Origin of the sequence: Ahrensia sp. R2A130, from assembly GCF_000179775.1 — a bacterium.
Taxonomy (GTDB): Bacteria; Pseudomonadota; Alphaproteobacteria; order Rhizobiales; family Rhizobiaceae; genus Pseudahrensia.
In genome coordinates, this window is record NZ_AEEB01000016.1 from 17125 (window position 1) to 35471 (window position 18347).

At 57.7% G+C, this 18347-nt stretch carries 20 protein-coding genes; 16 read left to right on the plus strand and 4 right to left on the minus strand.

Annotated features, from left to right (window positions below):
* Positions 1-41 precede the first annotated feature (41 nt).
* Both R2A130_RS08765 and R2A130_RS08770 read left to right on the plus strand, forming a co-directional pair.
* Positions 42-569, plus strand: coding sequence for a hypothetical protein (locus R2A130_RS08765; RefSeq protein WP_009464703.1), 528 nt, complete (start codon positions 42-44; stop codon positions 567-569).
* 10 nt (positions 570-579) lie between these two features.
* Positions 580-1338, plus strand: a complete 759-nt coding sequence (locus R2A130_RS08770) for an SDR family NAD(P)-dependent oxidoreductase (RefSeq protein ID WP_009464704.1) — start codon at positions 580-582, stop codon at positions 1336-1338.
* Here the strand turns inward: R2A130_RS08770 and R2A130_RS08775 are convergent.
* The gene (locus tag R2A130_RS08775; RefSeq protein ID WP_009464705.1) at positions 1335-1922 is read right to left on the minus strand and encodes a TetR/AcrR family transcriptional regulator; all 588 of its coding nucleotides are present in this window, start codon (positions 1920-1922) and stop codon (positions 1335-1337) included. The two genes, R2A130_RS08770 and R2A130_RS08775, sit on opposite strands and share 4 nt — an antisense overlap.
* Before the next feature lie 83 nt (positions 1923-2005).
* Between R2A130_RS08775 and R2A130_RS08780 the strand changes: the two genes are divergently transcribed.
* Positions 2006-2536: a DUF1772 domain-containing protein gene (locus R2A130_RS08780; protein ID WP_009464706.1), complete on the plus strand. Its 531-nt coding sequence runs from the start codon at positions 2006-2008 to the stop codon at positions 2534-2536.
* On the opposite strand, the gene R2A130_RS08785 is transcribed toward R2A130_RS08780, so the two are convergent.
* On the minus strand, positions 2533-3675 hold the full coding sequence (locus R2A130_RS08785) for an ester cyclase (protein ID WP_009464707.1): 1143 nt from the start codon (positions 3673-3675) through the stop codon (positions 2533-2535). The genes R2A130_RS08780 and R2A130_RS08785 overlap by 4 nt on opposite strands.
* Positions 3676-3894: 219 nt before the next feature.
* Between R2A130_RS08785 and R2A130_RS08790 the strand changes: the two genes are divergently transcribed.
* The 4 genes from R2A130_RS08790 to R2A130_RS08805 all read left to right on the plus strand — a co-directional run bounded on the left by R2A130_RS08790 (position 3895) and on the right by R2A130_RS08805 (position 8279).
* Positions 3895-5166, plus strand: coding sequence for an ABC transporter substrate-binding protein (locus tag R2A130_RS08790; protein ID WP_083804251.1), 1272 nt, complete (start codon positions 3895-3897; stop codon positions 5164-5166).
* Positions 5167-5302: 136 nt separating this feature from the next.
* A complete protein-coding gene (locus tag R2A130_RS08795) occupies positions 5303-6328 on the plus strand; it encodes a carbohydrate ABC transporter permease (RefSeq protein WP_009464709.1) in 1026 nt (341 codons plus the stop codon).
* Between the two features lie 11 nt (positions 6329-6339).
* Entirely contained in the window at positions 6340-7221 is an 882-nt protein-coding gene (locus tag R2A130_RS08800; protein WP_009464710.1) for a carbohydrate ABC transporter permease, read from the plus strand.
* A 5-nt stretch (positions 7222-7226) separates the two neighbouring features.
* The gene (locus R2A130_RS08805) at positions 7227-8279 is read left to right on the plus strand and encodes an ABC transporter ATP-binding protein (protein WP_009464711.1); all 1053 of its coding nucleotides are present in this window, start codon (positions 7227-7229) and stop codon (positions 8277-8279) included.
* 6 nt (positions 8280-8285) lie between these two features.
* Here R2A130_RS08805 and R2A130_RS08810 read toward each other — a convergent pair whose 3' ends face one another.
* Both R2A130_RS08810 and R2A130_RS08815 read right to left on the minus strand, forming a co-directional pair.
* On the minus strand, positions 8286-8771 hold the full coding sequence (locus R2A130_RS08810) for a MarR family winged helix-turn-helix transcriptional regulator (protein ID WP_009464712.1): 486 nt from the start codon (positions 8769-8771) through the stop codon (positions 8286-8288).
* Complete coding sequence (locus R2A130_RS08815; protein ID WP_009464713.1) at positions 8731-9912, minus strand: hypothetical protein; 1182 nt, start codon at positions 9910-9912, stop codon at positions 8731-8733. Before R2A130_RS08815 ends, R2A130_RS08810 begins: the two co-directional genes overlap by 41 nt.
* Before the next feature lie 131 nt (positions 9913-10043).
* Between R2A130_RS08815 and R2A130_RS08820 the strand changes: the two genes are divergently transcribed.
* The 9 genes from R2A130_RS08820 to R2A130_RS08860 all read left to right on the plus strand — a co-directional run bounded on the left by R2A130_RS08820 (position 10044) and on the right by R2A130_RS08860 (position 18344).
* On the plus strand, positions 10044-10589 hold the full coding sequence (locus R2A130_RS08820; RefSeq protein ID WP_009464714.1) for an ester cyclase: 546 nt from the start codon (positions 10044-10046) through the stop codon (positions 10587-10589).
* Positions 10590-10682: 93 nt separating this feature from the next.
* Positions 10683-12005 (plus strand): histidinol dehydrogenase, encoded by a 1323-nt coding sequence (gene hisD / locus R2A130_RS08825; RefSeq protein WP_009464715.1) that lies wholly within the window; start codon positions 10683-10685, stop codon positions 12003-12005.
* Positions 12006-12033: 28 nt separating this feature from the next.
* The gene (locus tag R2A130_RS08830; protein ID WP_009464716.1) at positions 12034-13077 is read left to right on the plus strand and encodes an ester cyclase; all 1044 of its coding nucleotides are present in this window, start codon (positions 12034-12036) and stop codon (positions 13075-13077) included.
* Positions 13078-13099: 22 nt separating this feature from the next.
* Positions 13100-13777, plus strand: coding sequence for a hypothetical protein (locus R2A130_RS08835; protein WP_009464717.1), 678 nt, complete (start codon positions 13100-13102; stop codon positions 13775-13777).
* A complete protein-coding gene (locus R2A130_RS08840) occupies positions 13774-14541 on the plus strand; it encodes an SDR family NAD(P)-dependent oxidoreductase (RefSeq protein ID WP_009464718.1) in 768 nt (255 codons plus the stop codon). The genes R2A130_RS08835 and R2A130_RS08840 overlap by 4 nt, the downstream gene beginning before the upstream one ends.
* Before the next feature lie 27 nt (positions 14542-14568).
* A complete protein-coding gene (locus R2A130_RS08845) occupies positions 14569-15570 on the plus strand; it encodes a polyketide cyclase (protein ID WP_009464719.1) in 1002 nt (333 codons plus the stop codon).
* A gap of 3 nt (positions 15571-15573) precedes the next feature.
* Positions 15574-16203, plus strand: coding sequence for a pyridoxamine 5'-phosphate oxidase family protein (locus R2A130_RS08850; protein ID WP_009464720.1), 630 nt, complete (start codon positions 15574-15576; stop codon positions 16201-16203).
* Positions 16200-17180: a cupin domain-containing protein gene (locus R2A130_RS08855; RefSeq protein ID WP_009464721.1), complete on the plus strand. Its 981-nt coding sequence runs from the start codon at positions 16200-16202 to the stop codon at positions 17178-17180. The genes R2A130_RS08850 and R2A130_RS08855 overlap by 4 nt, the downstream gene beginning before the upstream one ends.
* 33 nt (positions 17181-17213) lie before the next feature.
* Positions 17214-18344: a cobalamin-independent methionine synthase II family protein gene (locus tag R2A130_RS08860; RefSeq protein WP_009464722.1), complete on the plus strand. Its 1131-nt coding sequence runs from the start codon at positions 17214-17216 to the stop codon at positions 18342-18344.
* Positions 18345-18347: the final 3 nt, after the last annotated feature.

The window sequence follows — 18347 nt, forward strand, 5'->3', positions numbered from 1 at the left end:
CCGGGCACAGGGCGATGCAAAACCTCAGAGGGAAGACCACGATGCTTCGCACCGTCACGATAACTGCCGCCACATTATTCAGTCTTGTATGGTTTGGCTTGCTTGCGCTTTCACTGTCAGTGCCAGCCGGCGCACAAGACGGCTGGGGCCAATACTGCAATCCGCGCTACCAGTTCTGTATCGACTATCCCACGGGCGTCTTCGAAGACCGCATCGAAGCCGATAATGGCGACGGGATTACACTGGTCTCTACGGACGATGACGCGGAATTGCGGATATATGGCGTGATGAACGGTGATGAGCTGTCGCTGGAAGCCGTACAAGAAATTCTCGCTGAAGAGCGTGACGACCGCGAAGTGACCTACAAGGCCGCCAAGGAAAACTGGGTCGTGCTATCAGGCTATCAGGGCAAAGGTGAGGGCCGCTCGATCTTCTACCAGCGCCTCGAAACCAACGATGCGGGTGACCGTCTGTCCGGCATGGAACTGGTCTATCCCGAATCGGCTCGCCCCACCTATGATGGCCTTATCAAGCGCATGAGCCTATCGCTCACGCCACCTGCCAACTAAGAGCCACCATATGACGGATCAATTCGCCAGCTACCCTAGCCTCAAAGACAAATCCGTCCTCATCACCGGCGGTGCATCCGGCATCGGCGAATTGATGGTTCGTGCTTTTGCTGAACAAGGTGCCAAAGTCGGCTTTCTCGATTTTGATGCTGATGGCGCAACAAAGCTTGCTGCTGAACTTGGCGACGCGGTGGAATGCGGCATCTGCGATCTGCGCGACATCGACGCCATGCGCGCCAGCATCTCAGAATTGCGCGAAAAGCTTGGTGGCTTCGATGTCCTCGTGAACAACGCGGCCCGCGATGACCGCCACGATTGGCGCGACGTGACACCGGAATATTGGGACGAGCGCCAGCACACCAATATGCGGCACCAGTTCTTCGCCATTCAGGCCGTGGCTGACGATATGATTGCGGCAGGCGGCGGCTCCATCATCAATATGGGGTCGAACTCCTGGTGGGAAAAAGGCACCAACATGCCCGCTTACACCGCAGCTAAAAGCGCGGTTCACGGCCTCACTCGCTCCATGGCGAACGAACTCGGCGGCCACCGCATCCGCGTAAATTGCGTGGTGCCGGGCTGGATAATGACCGACCGCCAAAAGAATCTTTGGGTGACCGAAGAAAGCATCGAGGCCCACCGCGACAACCAGTGTCTGCCAGACCTCATCGAGCCGGTTTATGTTGCCCGCATGGTGCTGTTTCTCGCATCTGACGATGCAAAGATGTGCACTGCGGCAAACTTCCTTGTGGAAGCGGGCTCTATCTAGCTTTCCGCGCTGAACGCTTGCATCAGCCGCCATGCGCGATTGGCGCGTTCGTAAATCATGGCCCGTGACACTTCCGGTATTGCGCCGGTGGCCCGTCTGATCTGAAGATCGCCGACCAGCAGCGCCACGAATAATTCCGCATGTTCCAGTCCCACTTCTGTGTTCGGTAGATGGGTCCGCAACAGATCCATCATCACAGGAAACACCCGCTCGCGTCCCGATTTTGCTAGCGCAGGCCCCAACTCGCCGGTTTCGTCTGCATCCGCAGCCGCTGCGCGGTTCAGAGCGATGGCGCGGTCGCCGGTCAGCATGGTGAGCAGGTGTTGGCCGAAGGCGACCATCGGATGCATTGTGATTGTCTCGTTGAGTTCGGGCATGTCGGCCACGACGCTGTCGGCATTCCGCTCGATAAGGGCAGTGAACAAACCCTGCTTCGTGCCGTACCAGCGATATAGCGTTTGGTTGGAGGCTTTTGCGGCCTTGGCGACCGACAGCATCGAAGTTCGACGATAGCCCTTTTCCGCCAGCACCGCATATGCCGCGGCTTCAATGGTTTTGCGCCTTTCGTCATCACCGCTTGTCATGGAAACCTCTTGACCAATAAGTGTACATGTATGCACCAATATTAGTGTACACACAAATACACTTATGGAGATTTAGCGCACCCATGGCCAGCCCTGACCGCCTTACATCCACACTTTCCCTCATCGCTATGCTGATGTTCGGTGCGATCTTCGGGTTCTTCTACGCATGGGTCTGTTCCACCATGTGGGGCTTGGATCAGGCCGACCCTATCGTTGCTGTGACAGCGATGCAGGCGATGAACGCATCTGTGCGAAACGCCGTTTTCTTTCCAGCATTCTTCCTTACGCCAGTGGTGGGGTTGGCCGCGGCGGCATCGGCATGGCGTACCGGTGCAAGGCTTGCGGCCATACTCTTTACAGCGGCAAGCGCCATTTATGTTTGCGGCGCGCTGCTGCCAACGGCGATGGTCAACGTACCAATGAACGAGGCGCTAGCCGTCGTTACCGACTTAGAAAGAACGGGTCGCGCCGCGCGAATCTGGGCGGATTATTCACCCCGTTGGCAGGCGTGGAACATCGCGCGCACGGTCGCTTCCGGCCTAGCGCTTTTGGTGTTCGGTATAGGTCTGCTGAATTTGCAAGGGCAGGCCTCAAAGCGCGTGGCGGTCATCTAGCCTCTTAAGCCCAACCGGTTACGCCCGAACTGGTCGCGCACACGGGCCATCACATCGACGCCCTGCTGCAACAGAATGTGAATGACATCGATGGGCACCCAGTTTTCGCGGATTTTGCCTTCGTGGTGGAGGTAGAAATCCATCACCCGCATCTCCACCGCTTTACCGGTGGTGCCGCAGCCGAACACTGCGCCTGTGCCGTCATGGACGGCCACCACACTCGGCCAGCCGCCGGTAACTGAATAGGATCCGTCGCCGATCTGGATGTAGTGGCCTGCATCGCTTTTTGTTTCGGTCTCAGTTTCGCGGTCGATGATGTTTTGCCCACCTGTGCGACCCGGCCATGTGAGGCGGAACGGCAATTGGTGAAAGTCCACAAACCCTGCCAACCCGCGCGTGGTGCCGATGCCGGATGGGCCGTACCACATCATCTTGTCGTGCCAGTATTCGCGCTGAGGCATGTTCAGCAGGCCGTCACGACCCTGCATGGCATGGTCGTTATAAGCGCCGAGCGTGGCATGCATGGCGAGGGTCTGGGCGATTGATGCTAGGCCTTCGTCCATGTCTTGCTCGCTCATCAGCAAGCCATCGCCGGTGATCGGCCCCGCCCACATGCTTTCCGTGCCCCATGAAGGTGCCAGCGGCCAGAAACCGGCTTGGCGAATCACGTCCAACACGTCCCACAAACACGTTGAGCGGATGATCTTACCATCCCCCAACTCATGCACTTCGCCGTAGCGAAGGAAGATGGGTTGGCCGGTGGCAGGAATGCCCAACCAGTCCTTTTTGAACGTGCCGCAATAATGCCCGACGCAAGCGACCATTTCGCGCACTTCGCCATGGCGGTTGCGATAGCGCCCGCCATTGATGATGAGGTCTCGGCGTTCGAGATCAGGGAACGATGCCCGCAGTGGCCGCCAAACGGTCTCGACCATGGCTTCTGCACCATCCATTTCGTTCAACGGATGCGACCCGCGCCAATGGGCATCATCTGCATAAAAAGATGCTAGCGTGCCTTCCAGTGCCGCGTCGGTTGCCGTCAGCACGGCCTCCATCGCGTTTGCCACGAACTGCTTGTTTTCCAGATTGAGCGCCTGCTCGATGGGCAGGCAGCCGTTTGCTAGTTTCTCGTCGCCCATCGTGCCGCCAAACCTAATCGTGTTTCGCCCAAAGCTAGGCCATCACTTTTGCGCGGAAGCAAGCGTCGTTTCTTCATCTTGCACCGCCTTTCAAATGGTGATTGTTTTGGCGTGGACGCAAACCGGGTGAAGGCTCGCATTTGCACATCTATCGGGCGGATAGCTTTCATGACCGTTGGTTTCGGTCTGGCTCTGCGCCCACCAACGGGAGAAGATCTTATGAAAACTGTCACCAAATCCATTTTCGCCGCCAGCCTGATGCTGGCCGGTTCGCAATTCGCTTACATGACGCCAGCACTGGCTGATGGCCATGCGAAATGCGCTGTCGAATCCGGCCGAATCTCTATCGTCGGTAACGAATTCCCGGCCATTCAGACCGTTGGCAAAGGCGTCATGGAATGCGCCAAGGACGGCGTGGAAGTGAAAACCAACCTCACCGCCGACCACCAGAAAATCAACGTCGCTGGCATGACCGGTAACCCAGCGGAATACACATCCGCCATCGTTGCCAACTCTTCCATCGTGGCGCTGATGAACGATGACCTCATCCGTCCGCTGGACGATCTGGTCGCAAAATTCGGTGGTAATCTGAAGCCAAACCAGTTGGTCAGCGTGAATGGTAAAGTCATGGCAGTGGCCTTCATGGCCAACGCCCAGCACCTCGTCTTCCGCAAGGACATTTTGGAAAAAGCCGGCCTCACACCGCCGAAAACCTATGAAGAAATGATCGCCGGCGGCAAGAAGATCAAGGAAATGGGTCTGCTCGAGAACCCGCTGGGCGGCCCTTACGCGGCTGGCTGGAACCTCGCGCAGGAATTCGTGAACATGTATATCGGCCACGGCGGCGAGTTCTACAAAGCCGGTTCCGCCGAAGTGAGCATCAACAACGAGCAGGGCGTTGCGGCCCTCGACATGCTCAAGCAGGTCGCATCGCTTTCCAACCCCGATTACCTGACCCACGATTCCAACGGCACATCAGCCGAGTGGAAAGCCGGTAACATGGCGATGATGAATATGTGGGGCTCGCGCGTCGAACCGCTGAAATCGGCAGACGGTTCCACTGAAGAAGTCGCGGCCAGCACGGACATTGCCGGTCCGATGACCGTTGGCGGTGGTTCAATTCCGGCAACGACGCTCTGGTGGGACGGTTTTACCATCTCCAAGAACATCTCCGATGAAGACGCGGAAGCCACCTTCAAAGCCTACATGCACGCCATTCGCCCGGACATCATTAAGGACGAAGAAGTGAGCAAGCAGGCTGTTTGGTTGCTGGACGGTTACCAGCCCACCGACGCTGCCAAAGGCGTATTCGCGGCAGCCCAAGGTGGTGCAAAGCCTTATCCGATGCTGCCTTACCACGGCCTGTTGCACAGTGCGCTGGGTGCCGAATTGCCAGACTATTTGCAGGGCAAGGAAGACGCTGCCAAAACACTGGCTGACGTGGAAGCTGCCTACAATGCCGCTGCTAAAGAACAGGGCTTCCTGAACTAATCGTAGCTTTTCACCTGTGTTTCAACACGGTGGATAAGGGTGAAAATTGAAGCGGGGAGGGTGGTGACATCCTCCCCGTTTTGCGTCACGCTTTCGTCAGATTTGGGGAGCGCCGCATTGCGGCGAAGCGTGGCCGATGAAGCACAAGACGTTTTTCTGGTTCTTCCTGCCCACAGGGTTGGCGATGCTTTTGTTCATCGCATTGCCCATCGTTTCCGTGGTCATCCAGTCGGTCTACACGCCCCACGAACAGGTTATCATCGAGGTAGAAAACTGCGGCCCCTTCGGTTGCACCAAGGCTACGACGGTCGATAACGAGGCCACTGCTGCCCTGCGTGAAGCGCAGCCGCTGGGCCGCTTCGTCGGTCTCGATCTGTATTTTAACCGCGGACATCTGGCGACACAGGAAATTGCTGCCTCATGGTCATCATCCGCGTCCATCGGCGAGTTCTTTTCCGACATTTTCAACCTGCCGTTCTACCGTGCGCTGGCTTTTACGCTTACCTACACATTCGTCGTGACGCCGCTGCTCATCGTGTTGGGTTTCGTCATTGCTGTCGCCGTCAACAATCTGTCGACATGGCTGAAGGGGCCGGTGATCTTCTTCTCGCTTCTGCCCATGATCGTCACCCCGCTTGTGGGGTCACTCATTCTCTTTTGGATGGTGGACAGCCGGGGGGTGTTGGGGGCCGCGCTGCAATATCTTGCCAACGACCCCGGCCTGTCGCTGAAATCCTCCACGCCGCTGACGTGGATCATGCTGATGGTGTACGGCGTTTGGAGTTCGGCGCCGTTCGCCTTCGTGGTCTTCTACGCCGGTCTGCAAACACTACCGCAGGACACGCTGGAATCGGCGATGATTGACGGCGCAACCCGATGGCAGCGCATCCGCTATGTCGTCATTCCCCACCTTATGCCGCTGGTGACATTCGTCGCGCTCATTCAATTGATGGACAATTTCCGCGTCTTTGAGCCCGTGGTCGGCTTTAAGGCGGAAGCCCATGCGACCACCCTGTCCTGGATCATCTTTAATGATCTGGGCGGCGAAACCAGATTGCTGTCATCAGCCGCCACAACATCGGTGTTGACGATCATCGGTATCGCTATTCTTCTCCTGCCGGTGCTCGTTCGCACATGGCGCGACTTCAACGCGAAAACGTAAGGGCCTAAGCCATGGATGCCGCAGCCCGCCACCGTTCTCCCGCCCTGAAGATTTTCTCGGCGCTTTTCATAATTATCTGGCTCGTCATCGCAGCCTTTCCTTTCCTGTGGACGTTCTGGGGTAGTTTCAAAGTCGAGTTGGACTTCTTCTCCAAGGCCGACTGGATGAACGCTCTGACCGGACCGCTCACGGTCCTCAAGGCTGGCAGTCCATTCACGGGTGAAGGCTATGAAGGAGCTTGGATTCAGGAAGAGTTCTGGCGCGCGGTTCTGAATTCCTTCCTCGTGTGTTTCTTCGTGGTCTGCACGTCGCTCACCATCGGCACGTTGGGGGGGTACGCGCTGTCTCGCTCCGGTTTCCGCTACACGATCTGGCTGCTTATCATCGCGCTTATCTTCCGCGCATTGCCGCAGATGACGCTGGTGTCCGGCTATCTGTTGCCATTCTTCGAGTGGAACCTGTGGGGCATTTTGCCGACCTCGATCATCGTGCTCGTGGCGATCAATCAGCCCTTCACGTTGTGGATGCTGCATTCTTTCTTCGAGAAAATTCCGAAGGATTTGGACGAAGCCGCCATGGTCGATGGTTGCACGCGTTTTCAGGCTTTCCGACACGTCATCATTCCTGTCATGTGGCCGGGCGTTATTACGACAGGGCTGTTCTCGTTCCTGCTCGCCTATAACGACTTCATCGTCACCTCGATGCTGCTGTCGAAAGAGAACCAGACGATGGTTCCCAAGATCGCCTCGTTCCTCGGCACCACGCAGACGGAGGGCAACGTCATGTTCGCCGTCGCCGCCGTTGTTTCCGCTACTGCCCCTCTTTTCGTGCTGGTCATGTTCTTCCAGCGCCAGATCGTCTCCGGCCTCACGGCTGGTGCGGTGAAAGGTTAATTCAGATGGCTTCCATTTCCCTGAAGAGTGTTCACAAGCGCTGGGGCGATTTTATCGGCGTTCACAATTTCGATCTCGAAATTGCCGACAAGGAATTCCTCGTTCTCCTCGGCCCCTCTGGCTGCGGTAAAACCACGACCATGCGGATGGTGGCCGGTCTGGAAGAACCCACATCCGGCGAAATCTGGATCGGCGATCGCATGGTCAACGATCTGGAACCGAAGGACCGCGATATCGCCATGGTGTTCCAGTCCTACGGCCTCTACCCGAACATGACTGTCTGGGAGAACATCCGCTTCCCGCTTAAGGTGCGCGGCATTGATCCGGCCACCCATGAAGCCCGCGTGCAGCAGGCAGTCGATATGGTGGAACTGGAAGGCTTCACACACCGCAAACCGGCAGAACTTTCCGGCGGCCAGCGGCAGCGCGTGGCCTTGGCCCGCGCCATCGTGCGCGAACCCACGGTTTTCTTGATGGATGAGCCGCTGTCGAACCTCGATGCCAAGCTGCGCGTTAGCACCCGTGCCCAGATCAAAAACCTGCAAAACACGCTGGCCACAACCACCATTTACGTTACCCATGACCAGATCGAGGCCATGACTTTGGCCGACCGCGTTGTCGTCATGAGCGCTGGTAAGGTGCAGCAGGTCGGTACGCCGGTGGAAATCTACGACCGCCCGCAAAACACGTTCGTTGCAGGCTTCATCGGTTCACCCGCCATGAATTTGCTCAATGGCGAAATCGCAAATGGCACGTTCACCGGCCATGGTGTGTCGGTTGCTAGTTTGGACACAAAACACACCGGTCCCGCCACGCTTGGTTTCCGTGCGGAAGATGCGGGCATCGTCGCGCAAGGCGGTGCGATTTCCGCGCCCGTCTATTCCATGGAACTGCTGGGCGAAGCCACAATGGTAACCTTCCGCGCTGGCAAGGAATTGCTGTCTGTGAAGGCCGACAAGGAATACCGTGCCGAAATCGGTGAAACCGTGATGGCCGAAATTCCAGCCTCAATCTGTCATTTGTTCGACGTTGAATCTGGCGAGCGCCTGCCGGAATAAGAGCAGCTAGACGTCGCGGTTCTCGTCCAGAATCACGCGCAGTTTTCGCAATTCGTCGAGCGTTGGTTCCAGATCGAGATCGCTCACTTTGCCGGATAAAGCAGTAACCGCAGGCGCAAGTGCGGCAATGGCATCGCCACAAAACGCGCGACCGGCGGGCAGCAACCGCACGATCTTGCTGCGTCCGTCTTTTGGGTCGGCCTCAAGTTCGATGAAACCGCGCTCACCCAAAACACCAAGCGAATGGGTCATCGTTCCCCGCGTCACCTGAAAAGCGTCCGCCAACATGGCCGGTGTTTCAGGAAAATCACGCTTGGAAAGGTGGTTCAAAATGCCGAAGTGCGAGGCGTGTAATCCGTCTGGCAAGCGACGGTTCAGCAAAGTGGTGGAGAGCTGTGCCAGAATGCCGATCTCATTAAACAGCTGGAACAGCAGTGGCGGTGCGCCGCCTTCAGCCGGTGGCGCGGCGATAGGGGGCTCCGACTTTGACACTTTTTTCGCCAATCACTTTCGCCTCCAACGGCCAGCGCGGGCTGGCGTTTACCGCTTCTCCATAGCCCAAGCGGATCAACATTTGCACCGTGCCACCCTCGGCCGCCCACATGTCGTGCACTTGTTTGTAGAGCTGTGCCATTTCCGGATATTCCTGCAAAGCCTGGCTGTGAGGCTGCATGTCGATGCCTTCTGCCGTGCAAGCCAGATGAACCCGCACCCAATCTCGCCCAGCGCTGATCTGGTCTGAACGGCTGTTGCCGGACGACACCATCCACATGTGCGCCATCGCGGTGGCCGGTGGGCCTAAAATCGCATCACGTCCCTGTTCAAAGCCGGTCTGGCCGGGCAGTAGCATGTCGTCGCGCGACAGCATCCCTGCAGCAGAAAGCCCCTCCATCAACGGTCCTGTCAGGTCGATACCATCGGGATTGGCGATCACTTCTTTCGCACCGATCCGCATCACGTCGATGCTTTCCTTGTGAGTGCGGGCGGTCTCCATTTCGATTGTGGATGCTGCGATGGTCAACTCCCGCAACTTCGCAACTTCAGTAGGGTTATTCGTCCACCCGATGCGGTTTTTTCGTGCAGCGGCTGCGATTCTGGTCAGTGTCGAACCATTCACATCGCGCGTCGTGTCATAGACCTCTTTATTGGACCTGCGGTCGAGCACATAGGCGAAAAGCGGGTCCAGCTTTATTGATGCATCCGACGTGAAACGCGCGGTCGCAACGGGTCGTTCATCAAGCGCATCAGCATTGCTACCGTGTGAAAACAGATCGAGATCAACTCGGAAACCGTCCTGCGCCGCAGCCATCACCAGTAGTTCAAGAAAGCAGCCCAAACCGATGGTGATCTGCCGGTTGTTCGGGTCGGTATGCGGCAGCAAGCGGTTCGCATCGGCATAAAGCGTCACCTCATCCGGTACGCTCAAATCGACCTTCCACGGCTGTTGATTGTGCGGATTTGGGGCGAGGATCGCATAGGATAGCGCCTTGCGCCGTGGCTCGGTGTAGTCAGAACCCGCCGCACGCCACGGGGCGGAGGCCTGAGCCGGGCTTCGCATGACGCGAACAGTTCCTGCGCCAGCTGCCAACACCACACCACCGCCAACTATCGCTAAAAACCTGCGTCTGTTCATGATCGCTCCATAAGTTAGATATCAAACTATATAGTTTGATATCGAGCAATAATTGCATTGTCAAACGCCTTGCCATCGCTTGCATGCCGCGCCAGTGAAGATGCAGCACCGCACCAGCAGGAATAAGCGACATGAAGGGTTCGAGACCGGAGCAGGCCAAGCTCACCAAGAACAACGACGCATCGAAAGTGGAAGAAACCCGCCGCGTTATCGAAGGCATGGTGGATGGTCTCAACGACCACCGCATCTGTGACATTGGCGAATTCTTCGCCAAGGATTTCCGATGGATGGGCAATGCCGGCTGCGGTTACAAAGAAGGGCTGGAGGAATTCCAACAAGGCTGGCAGCAACCATTTCAAGACGCCTTTTCCGACAAGGTCTGCATAGATGAAGGCCGCTTGTACGATGGCGAATGGGCCGCCGCCTTCGGTCGGCAGGAAGCCACGCATTCCGGTGAGTTCATGGGCATCGCACCCACCGGCAAGAAGGTCGTGATCCGCTATATGGACTTCTGGAAAATTGCAGATGGCCGCATCACCGACAACTGGGTGATGGTCGATTTTCCATCCGTCATGCGCCAGCTGGGCGTCGACGCATTCAATGGCCATGGTTGGGAAAAGAAGACAGATAACCCCGTAGCTCATCTGCGCCCGGACCAACTGCCGTGGCACCGATAAAGCCTTCGATAACTGCAGTGCCGAACGGGTCTTGCACGGGGCAGTGACCGCGATAGTGTCTGGCCTACACGCTGAATCGCCCGAGGCCAGACCATGACAATTCGCCACCTGAAAACCGCACGTTCCGAAGAAGACCGCCGTGATGATGACGCCAAGGTGCGTGCATCCGTCGAGACGATTTTGAAGGACATCGAAACCCGTGGCGATGCGGCGGTGCGCGAACTATCTGAGAAATTCGACAATTACTCGCCAGAAAATTTCCGTCTGTCGGACAGCGAAATCGAAGCAGCCATGCAGAAAGTTTCGACGCGCGATATGGATGATATCCGCTTCGCGCAGAAGCAAATCCGCACATTCGCGCAAGCCCAGCGCGCGTCGATGACGGATATCGAAATCGAGACGATGCCAGGCGTCATTCTTGGCCACAAGAATATCCCCGTACAGTCGGTCGGCTGCTACGTGCCCGGCGGGAAATTTCCCATGGTCGCCTCAGCGCACATGTCGGTGTTGACCGCCAATGTTGCAGGCGTTCCGCGTATCGTGGCGTCCGCACCACCGCAGAACGGTGAGCCGCACCCTGCCATTGTCGCTGCCATGAAGATGGGCGGCGCGCACGAAATTTACGTCATGGGTGGCATTCAGGCTGTCGGTTCCATGGCCATCGGCACTGAAACCATCGAGCCGGTTCACATGTTGGTCGGCCCCGGTAACGCTTTCGTCGCAGAAGCCAAGCGTCAGCTTTTTGGCCGCGTCGGTATCGACCTGTTCGCTGGCCCGACGGAAACCATGGTGATCGCAGACGAGACAGTCGATGCTGAAATCTGCGCCACGGACCTGCTGGGGCAGGCGGAACATGGCTACAACTCGCCCGCCGTGCTGCTGACCAATTCTGAGAAACTCGCCCGCGAAACGATGGACGAAATCACCCGCCTGCTGGAAATTCTACCCACCCGCGACACCGCATCGAAAAGCTGGGAAGACTATGGCGAGATCATCGTCTGCGACACCTATGACGAGATGCTTCAGGTCGCCGATGATATCGCTTCAGAGCATGTGCAGGTGATGACGGATCGCGACGACTGGCTCCTCGATAACATGACGAGCTACGGCGCACTCTTCCTTGGCCCACGCACCAACGTTGCCAACGGCGACAAGGTGATCGGTACAAACCACACGTTGCCGACGAAGAAGGCCGGTCGCTACACCGGCGGCCTGTGGGTGGGCAAATTCCTGAAGACGCATTCTTATCAGAAAATTACCACCGATGAGGCTGCGACCGAAATCGGCGAGTACGGGTCGCGCCTGTGCATGTTGGAAGGTTTTGTTGGGCACGCCGAACAGTGCAACGTCCGTGTGCGCCGTTATGGTGGTCGTAACGTGCCTTATGGTGCCAAGGCGGAGCCGGTGAACAGATGAGTGCGGAACCCCTTACAGACGCAGCGGAATGAGCGCCGTCGATGCGGCTCGGCAGCTTTTAGAGCCGCTTACGGCTGCGCTCTACGACTTCGAAACCGACGCTACCAAAGATGCGATCCTCGCCACCTTCGCAGATGATGCGCTGCTACGGCTTTGCCACCCGCTGACCCACGGCCATGATGGTGTGACCGAAGGCGGGCAGGGCTATTGGAACCGCGCGATTAAGCCTCTCGCTGCAGCCATGCCGGATATGGAACGGCGCGTCTGGATTTCTATCGCGGGCGAGGCTGAAGGTGGCGATATTTGGGTCGGCCACGCGGGCCACTATGTTGTGACGTTCAATCAACCCTTCCTCGATATTCCGCCAACCGGCCATCTCGCCCATATGCGTTTCCATGAATTTTTTCGCGTGGTGGATGGCAAGGTCGTCGAAACCCAGATGATCTGGGACATTCCCGAATTGATGATGCAGGCATGCTGCTGGCCCATGTCGCCGAGCCTTGGTCGTGACTGGTGCGTACCGGCTCCGGCAACGCAGGATGGTATCGCTACCAGTCCCTATGATGCGGTGAAGGGTGGGCAGACATGCGCTTTCATCGTGGAAATGCTGGAAGCGATGGTGCGCCATCCGTCGAAAGGTGGACCCGAAGTTATGGAATTGGAGCGCTTTTGGTCGCCCCGCATGAATTGGTACGGCCCCACCGGCATCGGTACCGGTCGTGGTATCGAGGGCTTCCGTGAGTGGCATCAGATACCATTCCTCGCCGCGATGCCGGACCGTGGGCAGAAGCCTGGCGACACCGCTCACCATTTTTTTGGCGAGGGCGATTATGCCGCCGTCACCGGCTGGCCCAACATGGCGCAGACCTTGAGTGATGATGGCTGGCTGGGCATCGCACCGGCAGGTCAGTGGCTCGAACTTCGCTCGCTCGATTTCTGGAGGCTGGAGGGCGAGGGTGAGGCCCGGCGCATCCGCGAAAACTGGGTGATGGTCGATCTGCTGGACATGTACCGCCAGCTGAACGTCGACGTGCTGGCAAGAATGCGCCAACTCACTAGCGCACGACGCTGATCGCGCGGGGAGGCGCATAAATATGGCAACCACACGCAAAGCGGGCAGCTACACAGGGCTGGAAGAATTGGGCCGCGTGCGCCTGTCGCGGCATTTCTACATGCGAAATTTCCTCTATTCGGAAATCGCCAATTTTCATGCCCGCCAGAACATGCCTGACGATCCGAAGCTTGCCATCGCGGCAGGCAGTGCGTTTTCCCAAAATCTACTCGACCCGCTGGTGGACACGTTCGGCCCTATCGAAATTCGTTCCGGTTTCCGCTCCTGCGACCTGAATCATTTTGGTGCAACGGAAGTGACCCCGCAAAAATGCTCCGCTAACCCCGCCAATTACGCAGGCCATATCTGGGACAGGCGCGATGAAAATGGCCATATGGGTGCAACAGTAACCATCGTCATTCCGTGGTTTGCCGACCAGTTCAATGCGGGCCGCGACTGGCGCGATCTCGCGTGGTGGATGAACGATCATCTCGACCATGCAGGGCTGTATTTCTTCCCGAAGAATGCCGCCTTCAATTTGAGTTGGCATGAAGCGCGGGGCAAATCGATCATCTCCTACGCCAAGCCGAAAGGCACGTTGTTGAAGGAAGGCGAAACACCTGCGGAAGACCTCGCCACCCGCCAAAAACGCTATGCAGACTTCCCGTCATTTCGTGGTATCGCCTACCCCACCACCCCCGATACTTGGCAGCCATCATGACCGCTCTTCCCCGCACGCCTTCCTTCCGTCTCGACGGAAAACGCGCGCTGGTGACAGGCGCGTCGTCCGGCATCGGATTGGGCGGCGCGATGGCGCTGGCGGAGGCCGGCGCCCATGTCGTCATGGCCGCCCGCAATCTGGAGCGCACGCAGGGCGTGGTGGATGAAGTTCGCGCTGCCGGATTTTCTGCTGAAGCCATCGCAATGGATGTCGGTGATCTTGATGATGCCCGCGCAAAAATCGCCGAACACGGCCCTTTCGACGTGCTTTTCAACAATGCAGGCACCAACGACCCGACGCCCTATCTCGACGTGGACGAAGCCAATTACGATATGATCGCCGACTTGAATTTGAAAGCGGCATTCTTCATCGCGCAGGCTGTCGCGAAGGGCATGAAAGCTACTGATATCAAAGGCTCGATTATCCACACCTCCAGCCAGATGGGCCATGTGGGTGGCATCGATCGTTCGGTCTATTGCGGTACGAAATTCGGTATCGAAGGTGTCACCCGTGCATCGGCCATCGAGTTGGCGGAGTTCGGCATCCGCGTGAACACCATCTGCCCCACCTTCATCCGCACGCCGATGACACAGTCCACTTTCGACAACCCGGAGCGCGTGGCGTGGCTGGAAGAGAAGATCAAACTGGGCCGCGTCGGCGAAATCGAAGATATCATGGGTTCTGTGCTTTTCCTTGCATCAGACGCATCATCTCTCATCACCGGCACGTCCATCATCATCGATGGCGGCTGGACCGCAGATTAATTCAAGATACGAAACAGGACTAAGATTATGGCCATGCAAGGCTTCTCCCAACGCTGGAAAGACTTTCCCGACTACATCATCGGGGTGACCCGCGAGATTTGGGAGCACCGCGGCGTCGGCACGCTGAACCACACCTATGCGTCGGACATTCCGGTGCGTTCACCGATGGGTATCCAACGCGGCAACCAGCAGGTCATCGCCTCCACAATGGCGACGATCAACGAGTTTCCCGATCGTGAATTGTTTGGTGAAGATGTGATCTGGTGCGGCACGCCGGAGACGCATCTGCTGTCATCCCACCGCCTCATCACCACCGCCACCCACACACGTGACGGTCAGTTCGGGCCAGCCACAGGCAAGCGTTTTACCGTCCGCGTGATTGCCGATTGCGCCGCTAAGAATGACATTATCGACGACGAATGGTTGGTGCGCGACTATGGCGGCATCGTGCGCCAGTTGGGCATGGAGCCGAAGAGCTACGCCCAAGGGCTGATTGATATCGAAGGCGGGCCGGAAAACGCGCCGGTGCCTTATCTGCCGGAAAACGATATCGAAGGTCCGTATAATGGCACGGGCAACGATAACGAATGGGGCACCCGCTACGCCGACACACTGACCGCCATCATGGCGAAAGAATTCCATATCATTCCAGACCGCTACGACCGCGCGATCTGCACGGAATATGCAGGTGGCGAAAGCGGCCTGTCATGGGGTGCCGTGGACGGTTTCTGGGTCGGTTTGCGCTCATCATTCCCCAATGCGGAATTCAAAATTCGCCACACGATCGGTATGGATGGCGACATGTTGCCCCCCCGCGCCGCCGTGCGTTGGTCGCTCGACGGATTGCATGAAGGCTGGGGCACGTTCGGCGAACCCACCGGCGCCCGCGTACACGTCTTCGGCATGTGTCATGCGGAATACGGCCCGTTCCTGAACGCCGATACGCAACAACCCGCCACCATCCGACGCGAAACCGCGCTCTATGATGAGATCGCGATCTGGAAGCAGATCCTGATGCAGGCGGGCTGACCCATGGACAGCTTCGCCGACCTCATGTTCACCGATGCGGTGGCCGTTCATCAAAAAGCGGACGGTTCCTACGACCGCTTCCAGAAGATGTACGCCAATCGTTTCAAGGGTGATCTTGGTGAAGACGAACGCACATTCATTGAGAGCCGGACATCATTTTATATAGCCAGCCACAACGCTGACGGTTGGCCCTATGTGCAACACCGCGGCGGACCGGTTGGCTTCCTGAAGGTCATCGGGCCCACGCGCTTGGGCTTTGCCGATTACGCAGGAAACCACCAGTTCGTAACGCAGGGAAACTTGGACGATGACAATCGCGTGTCGCTGTTCATGATGGATTACCCACGCAAGGCTCGCCTCAAAATGCTGGGCCACGCAACGATGATCGCAGCCAGTGATGACACAGGACTAGCGGCTCAACTGGCCACTGAAGATGGGCCTGAACCGGAACGCCTGGTCACCATCGACATCGCTGCGATGGATTGGAACTGCCCAAAGTATATCGAGCCGCGCTTCACCGAAGCTGAAATCGCCGCCATGCTCGGTCCACGCATCAAGGCGTTGGAAGAGCGCAACGTGGAGTTGGAAGCCGAACTCGCACACTATCGAAAACAATCAGGATCGACCCAATGACCGCCGTTATCACTGTCGCTGAAATGGAAGCCCGCATCGTTCGCTACGGCGCGTTGCAGCCCTGCAAGACCGCCTTCATCGACGCTCACACGCCGGGCAGCGATCAGAAGGAAAATTTCACGATCATCGGTGGTGGTGTGTCGGAATCACCGGATCAGCACGTTCATATCGGCATTCCGCACGGCTTCAATATCGGCGCTGCGGGCCAGCCGCCCAAATGCCGCAACTCTATGCACAGCCACCGCACTGCTGAGTGTTTTTGGGTGCTATCGGGCCGTTGGCGTTTTTTCTGGGGTCGCCACGGCACGGCGGGCGAAGTGTTTTTGGAGCAGGGCGACATCATCAACATCCCCACCGGTATTTTCCGCGGCTTTGAAAATGTCGGCACCGACTACGCTATGGTGATGGCAATCCTTGGCGGCGATGATGCCGGCGGTGGCGTCATCTGGGCGCCGCACGTCATCGAAGACGCGCAGGCCCACGGTCTTGTTTTGGCGGAAACCGGCAAGCTCTACGATACCAAGAAGGGGCAGGCACTGCCCGATGGCGTGAAACCCATGCCGCTGCTCACCGAAGACGAATTGGCTGGCTACCCCGAAATGTCTCCGATGCAGATCGTGGGTCAGGGCGTGCGCCGATATAACGATCTCGTGGCGTTGGCGAAAGACAAGCCGGTAAAAGTAATCGGCGAACGCGGTATGATCCGTGATCGCCCGGGCTTCGACGTTGATCTCGTCACGCGCTCATCGGCAACCGAAGAAATGCACAGTCACGACCGCGCATCGGTGTTGATGCCCATTCGTGGTCATTGGAAGTTAATCTGGAAGGGCGGTGAGGCCTTGCTCGATCCGGGCGATACCGCGTCCGTTCCGGCTGGTCTGTCGCACACCGCAGTGCCCGCCATGAGCGGTGAGGCCGCCCTTTACCACATCATCGCAACCGACGATCCCGCCGGCCCAAGCACGATGGGCCAATAGGTTCATTCCGCGTAAAAATTGAAGGCAAATTCCATGACTAAAATTCCCGTCACACATGTCGGCTCTCTGCCCCGCACCCAAAAGGTGGTCGATTTCATTTTCGCTCGCGAAAAAGGTGAGGACTACGATCAGGCCGCCTTCGACACCGCTATGCGCGATGCCGTCGATGAAACCGTGCGCCGCCAAAAAGAGGCCGGTGTCGATATCGTCTCCGATGGCGAGACGTCGAAGATCAGCTACGCCACCTATGTAAAAGACCGCTACACCGGCTTTTCCGGCGACAGCGACCGCAACGCCCCTGCTGACCTGAAGATGTTCCCGTCCTTTCTGGAGCGCCAGAAGGACTCCGGCGGAACCCCCACCTATGCCCGCCCGCAATGCACCGGTGATGTGAAATCGAAGGGCAACGATGATCTCGATAAGGACATTGCGAACCTCACGGGTGCGATGAAAAAGCATGGCGTCGAGCGCGGCTTCATGAACGCGGCTTCGCCCGGTGTGATCTCGTTGTTCCTGCAAAATGCCCACTACAAAACGCGCGACGCTTATCTTGCAGCGCTCGCAGACGCGATGAAGCAGGAATACGAAACCATTGTTGCCGCCGGTCTCGACATCAATCTCGATTGCCCTGATCTCGCGTTGTCTCGCCACATGCTGTTCAGCGATTTGTCGGATGCCGAGTTCCTGAAGATTGCAGACAGCCACGTGGAAGCGCTGAACTATGCGCTGTCCAACGTGCCGAAAGAGAAGGTGCGGGTGCATATCTGCTGGGGCAATTACGAAGGCCCCCACTGCTGCGATATCCCCATGGATACGGTCTTTTCCACGTTGATGAAGGTCGATGCGCGATACGTTTTGTTCGAAACATCGAACCCGCGCCATGCCCATGAGTGGACCGTTTTCCGCGACCGCCAGAGCGAAATTCCCGACGACAAAGTGCTCGTTCCCGGGGTCGTGGACACCACGACTAACTTCATCGAACATCCCGAAGTGGTGGCTCAACGGCTTGAGCGTTTCACCAGCATTGTCGGCGCGGATCGCGTTGTTGCAGGCTCCGATTGCGGCTTTGGAACTTTTGCGGGTTACGGCGCAATCGACCCTGAAATCGCCTATGCAAAGCTCGCGACACTGGCGGAAGGGGCTGGTCTCGCCAGCGACCGCTAACAC

What these genes read in the sequence shown, in the direction of transcription:
- R2A130_RS08800 (WP_009464710.1), top strand. Translation starts at nt 6,340, where the DNA reads ATGGATGCCGCAGCCCGCCACCGTTCTCCCGCCCTGAAGATTTTCTCG.
- R2A130_RS08770 (WP_009464704.1), top strand. Translation starts at nt 580, where the DNA reads ATGACGGATCAATTCGCCAGCTACCCTAGCCTCAAAGACAAATCCGTC.
- R2A130_RS08835 (WP_009464717.1), top strand. Translation starts at nt 13,100, where the DNA reads ATGGCAACCACACGCAAAGCGGGCAGCTACACAGGGCTGGAAGAATTG.
- R2A130_RS08850 (WP_009464720.1), top strand. Translation starts at nt 15,574, where the DNA reads ATGGACAGCTTCGCCGACCTCATGTTCACCGATGCGGTGGCCGTTCAT.
- R2A130_RS08820 (WP_009464714.1), top strand. Translation starts at nt 10,044, where the DNA reads ATGAAGGGTTCGAGACCGGAGCAGGCCAAGCTCACCAAGAACAACGAC.
- R2A130_RS08765 (WP_009464703.1), top strand. Translation starts at nt 42, where the DNA reads ATGCTTCGCACCGTCACGATAACTGCCGCCACATTATTCAGTCTTGTA.
- R2A130_RS08860 (WP_009464722.1), top strand. Translation starts at nt 17,214, where the DNA reads ATGACTAAAATTCCCGTCACACATGTCGGCTCTCTGCCCCGCACCCAA.
- R2A130_RS08805 (WP_009464711.1), top strand. Translation starts at nt 7,227, where the DNA reads ATGGCTTCCATTTCCCTGAAGAGTGTTCACAAGCGCTGGGGCGATTTT.
- R2A130_RS08780 (WP_009464706.1), top strand. Translation starts at nt 2,006, where the DNA reads ATGGCCAGCCCTGACCGCCTTACATCCACACTTTCCCTCATCGCTATG.
- R2A130_RS08815 (WP_009464713.1), bottom strand. Translation starts at nt 9,912, where the DNA reads ATGAACAGACGCAGGTTTTTAGCGATAGTTGGCGGTGGTGTGGTGTTG.
- R2A130_RS08830 (WP_009464716.1), top strand. Translation starts at nt 12,034, where the DNA reads ATGAGCGCCGTCGATGCGGCTCGGCAGCTTTTAGAGCCGCTTACGGCT.
- hisD (WP_009464715.1), top strand. Translation starts at nt 10,683, where the DNA reads ATGACAATTCGCCACCTGAAAACCGCACGTTCCGAAGAAGACCGCCGT.
- R2A130_RS08795 (WP_009464709.1), top strand. Translation starts at nt 5,303, where the DNA reads ATGAAGCACAAGACGTTTTTCTGGTTCTTCCTGCCCACAGGGTTGGCG.
- R2A130_RS08845 (WP_009464719.1), top strand. Translation starts at nt 14,569, where the DNA reads ATGGCCATGCAAGGCTTCTCCCAACGCTGGAAAGACTTTCCCGACTAC.
- R2A130_RS08840 (WP_009464718.1), top strand. Translation starts at nt 13,774, where the DNA reads ATGACCGCTCTTCCCCGCACGCCTTCCTTCCGTCTCGACGGAAAACGC.
- R2A130_RS08785 (WP_009464707.1), bottom strand. Translation starts at nt 3,675, where the DNA reads ATGGGCGACGAGAAACTAGCAAACGGCTGCCTGCCCATCGAGCAGGCG.
- R2A130_RS08790 (WP_083804251.1), top strand. Translation starts at nt 3,895, where the DNA reads ATGAAAACTGTCACCAAATCCATTTTCGCCGCCAGCCTGATGCTGGCC.
- R2A130_RS08855 (WP_009464721.1), top strand. Translation starts at nt 16,200, where the DNA reads ATGACCGCCGTTATCACTGTCGCTGAAATGGAAGCCCGCATCGTTCGC.
- R2A130_RS08775 (WP_009464705.1), bottom strand. Translation starts at nt 1,922, where the DNA reads ATGACAAGCGGTGATGACGAAAGGCGCAAAACCATTGAAGCCGCGGCA.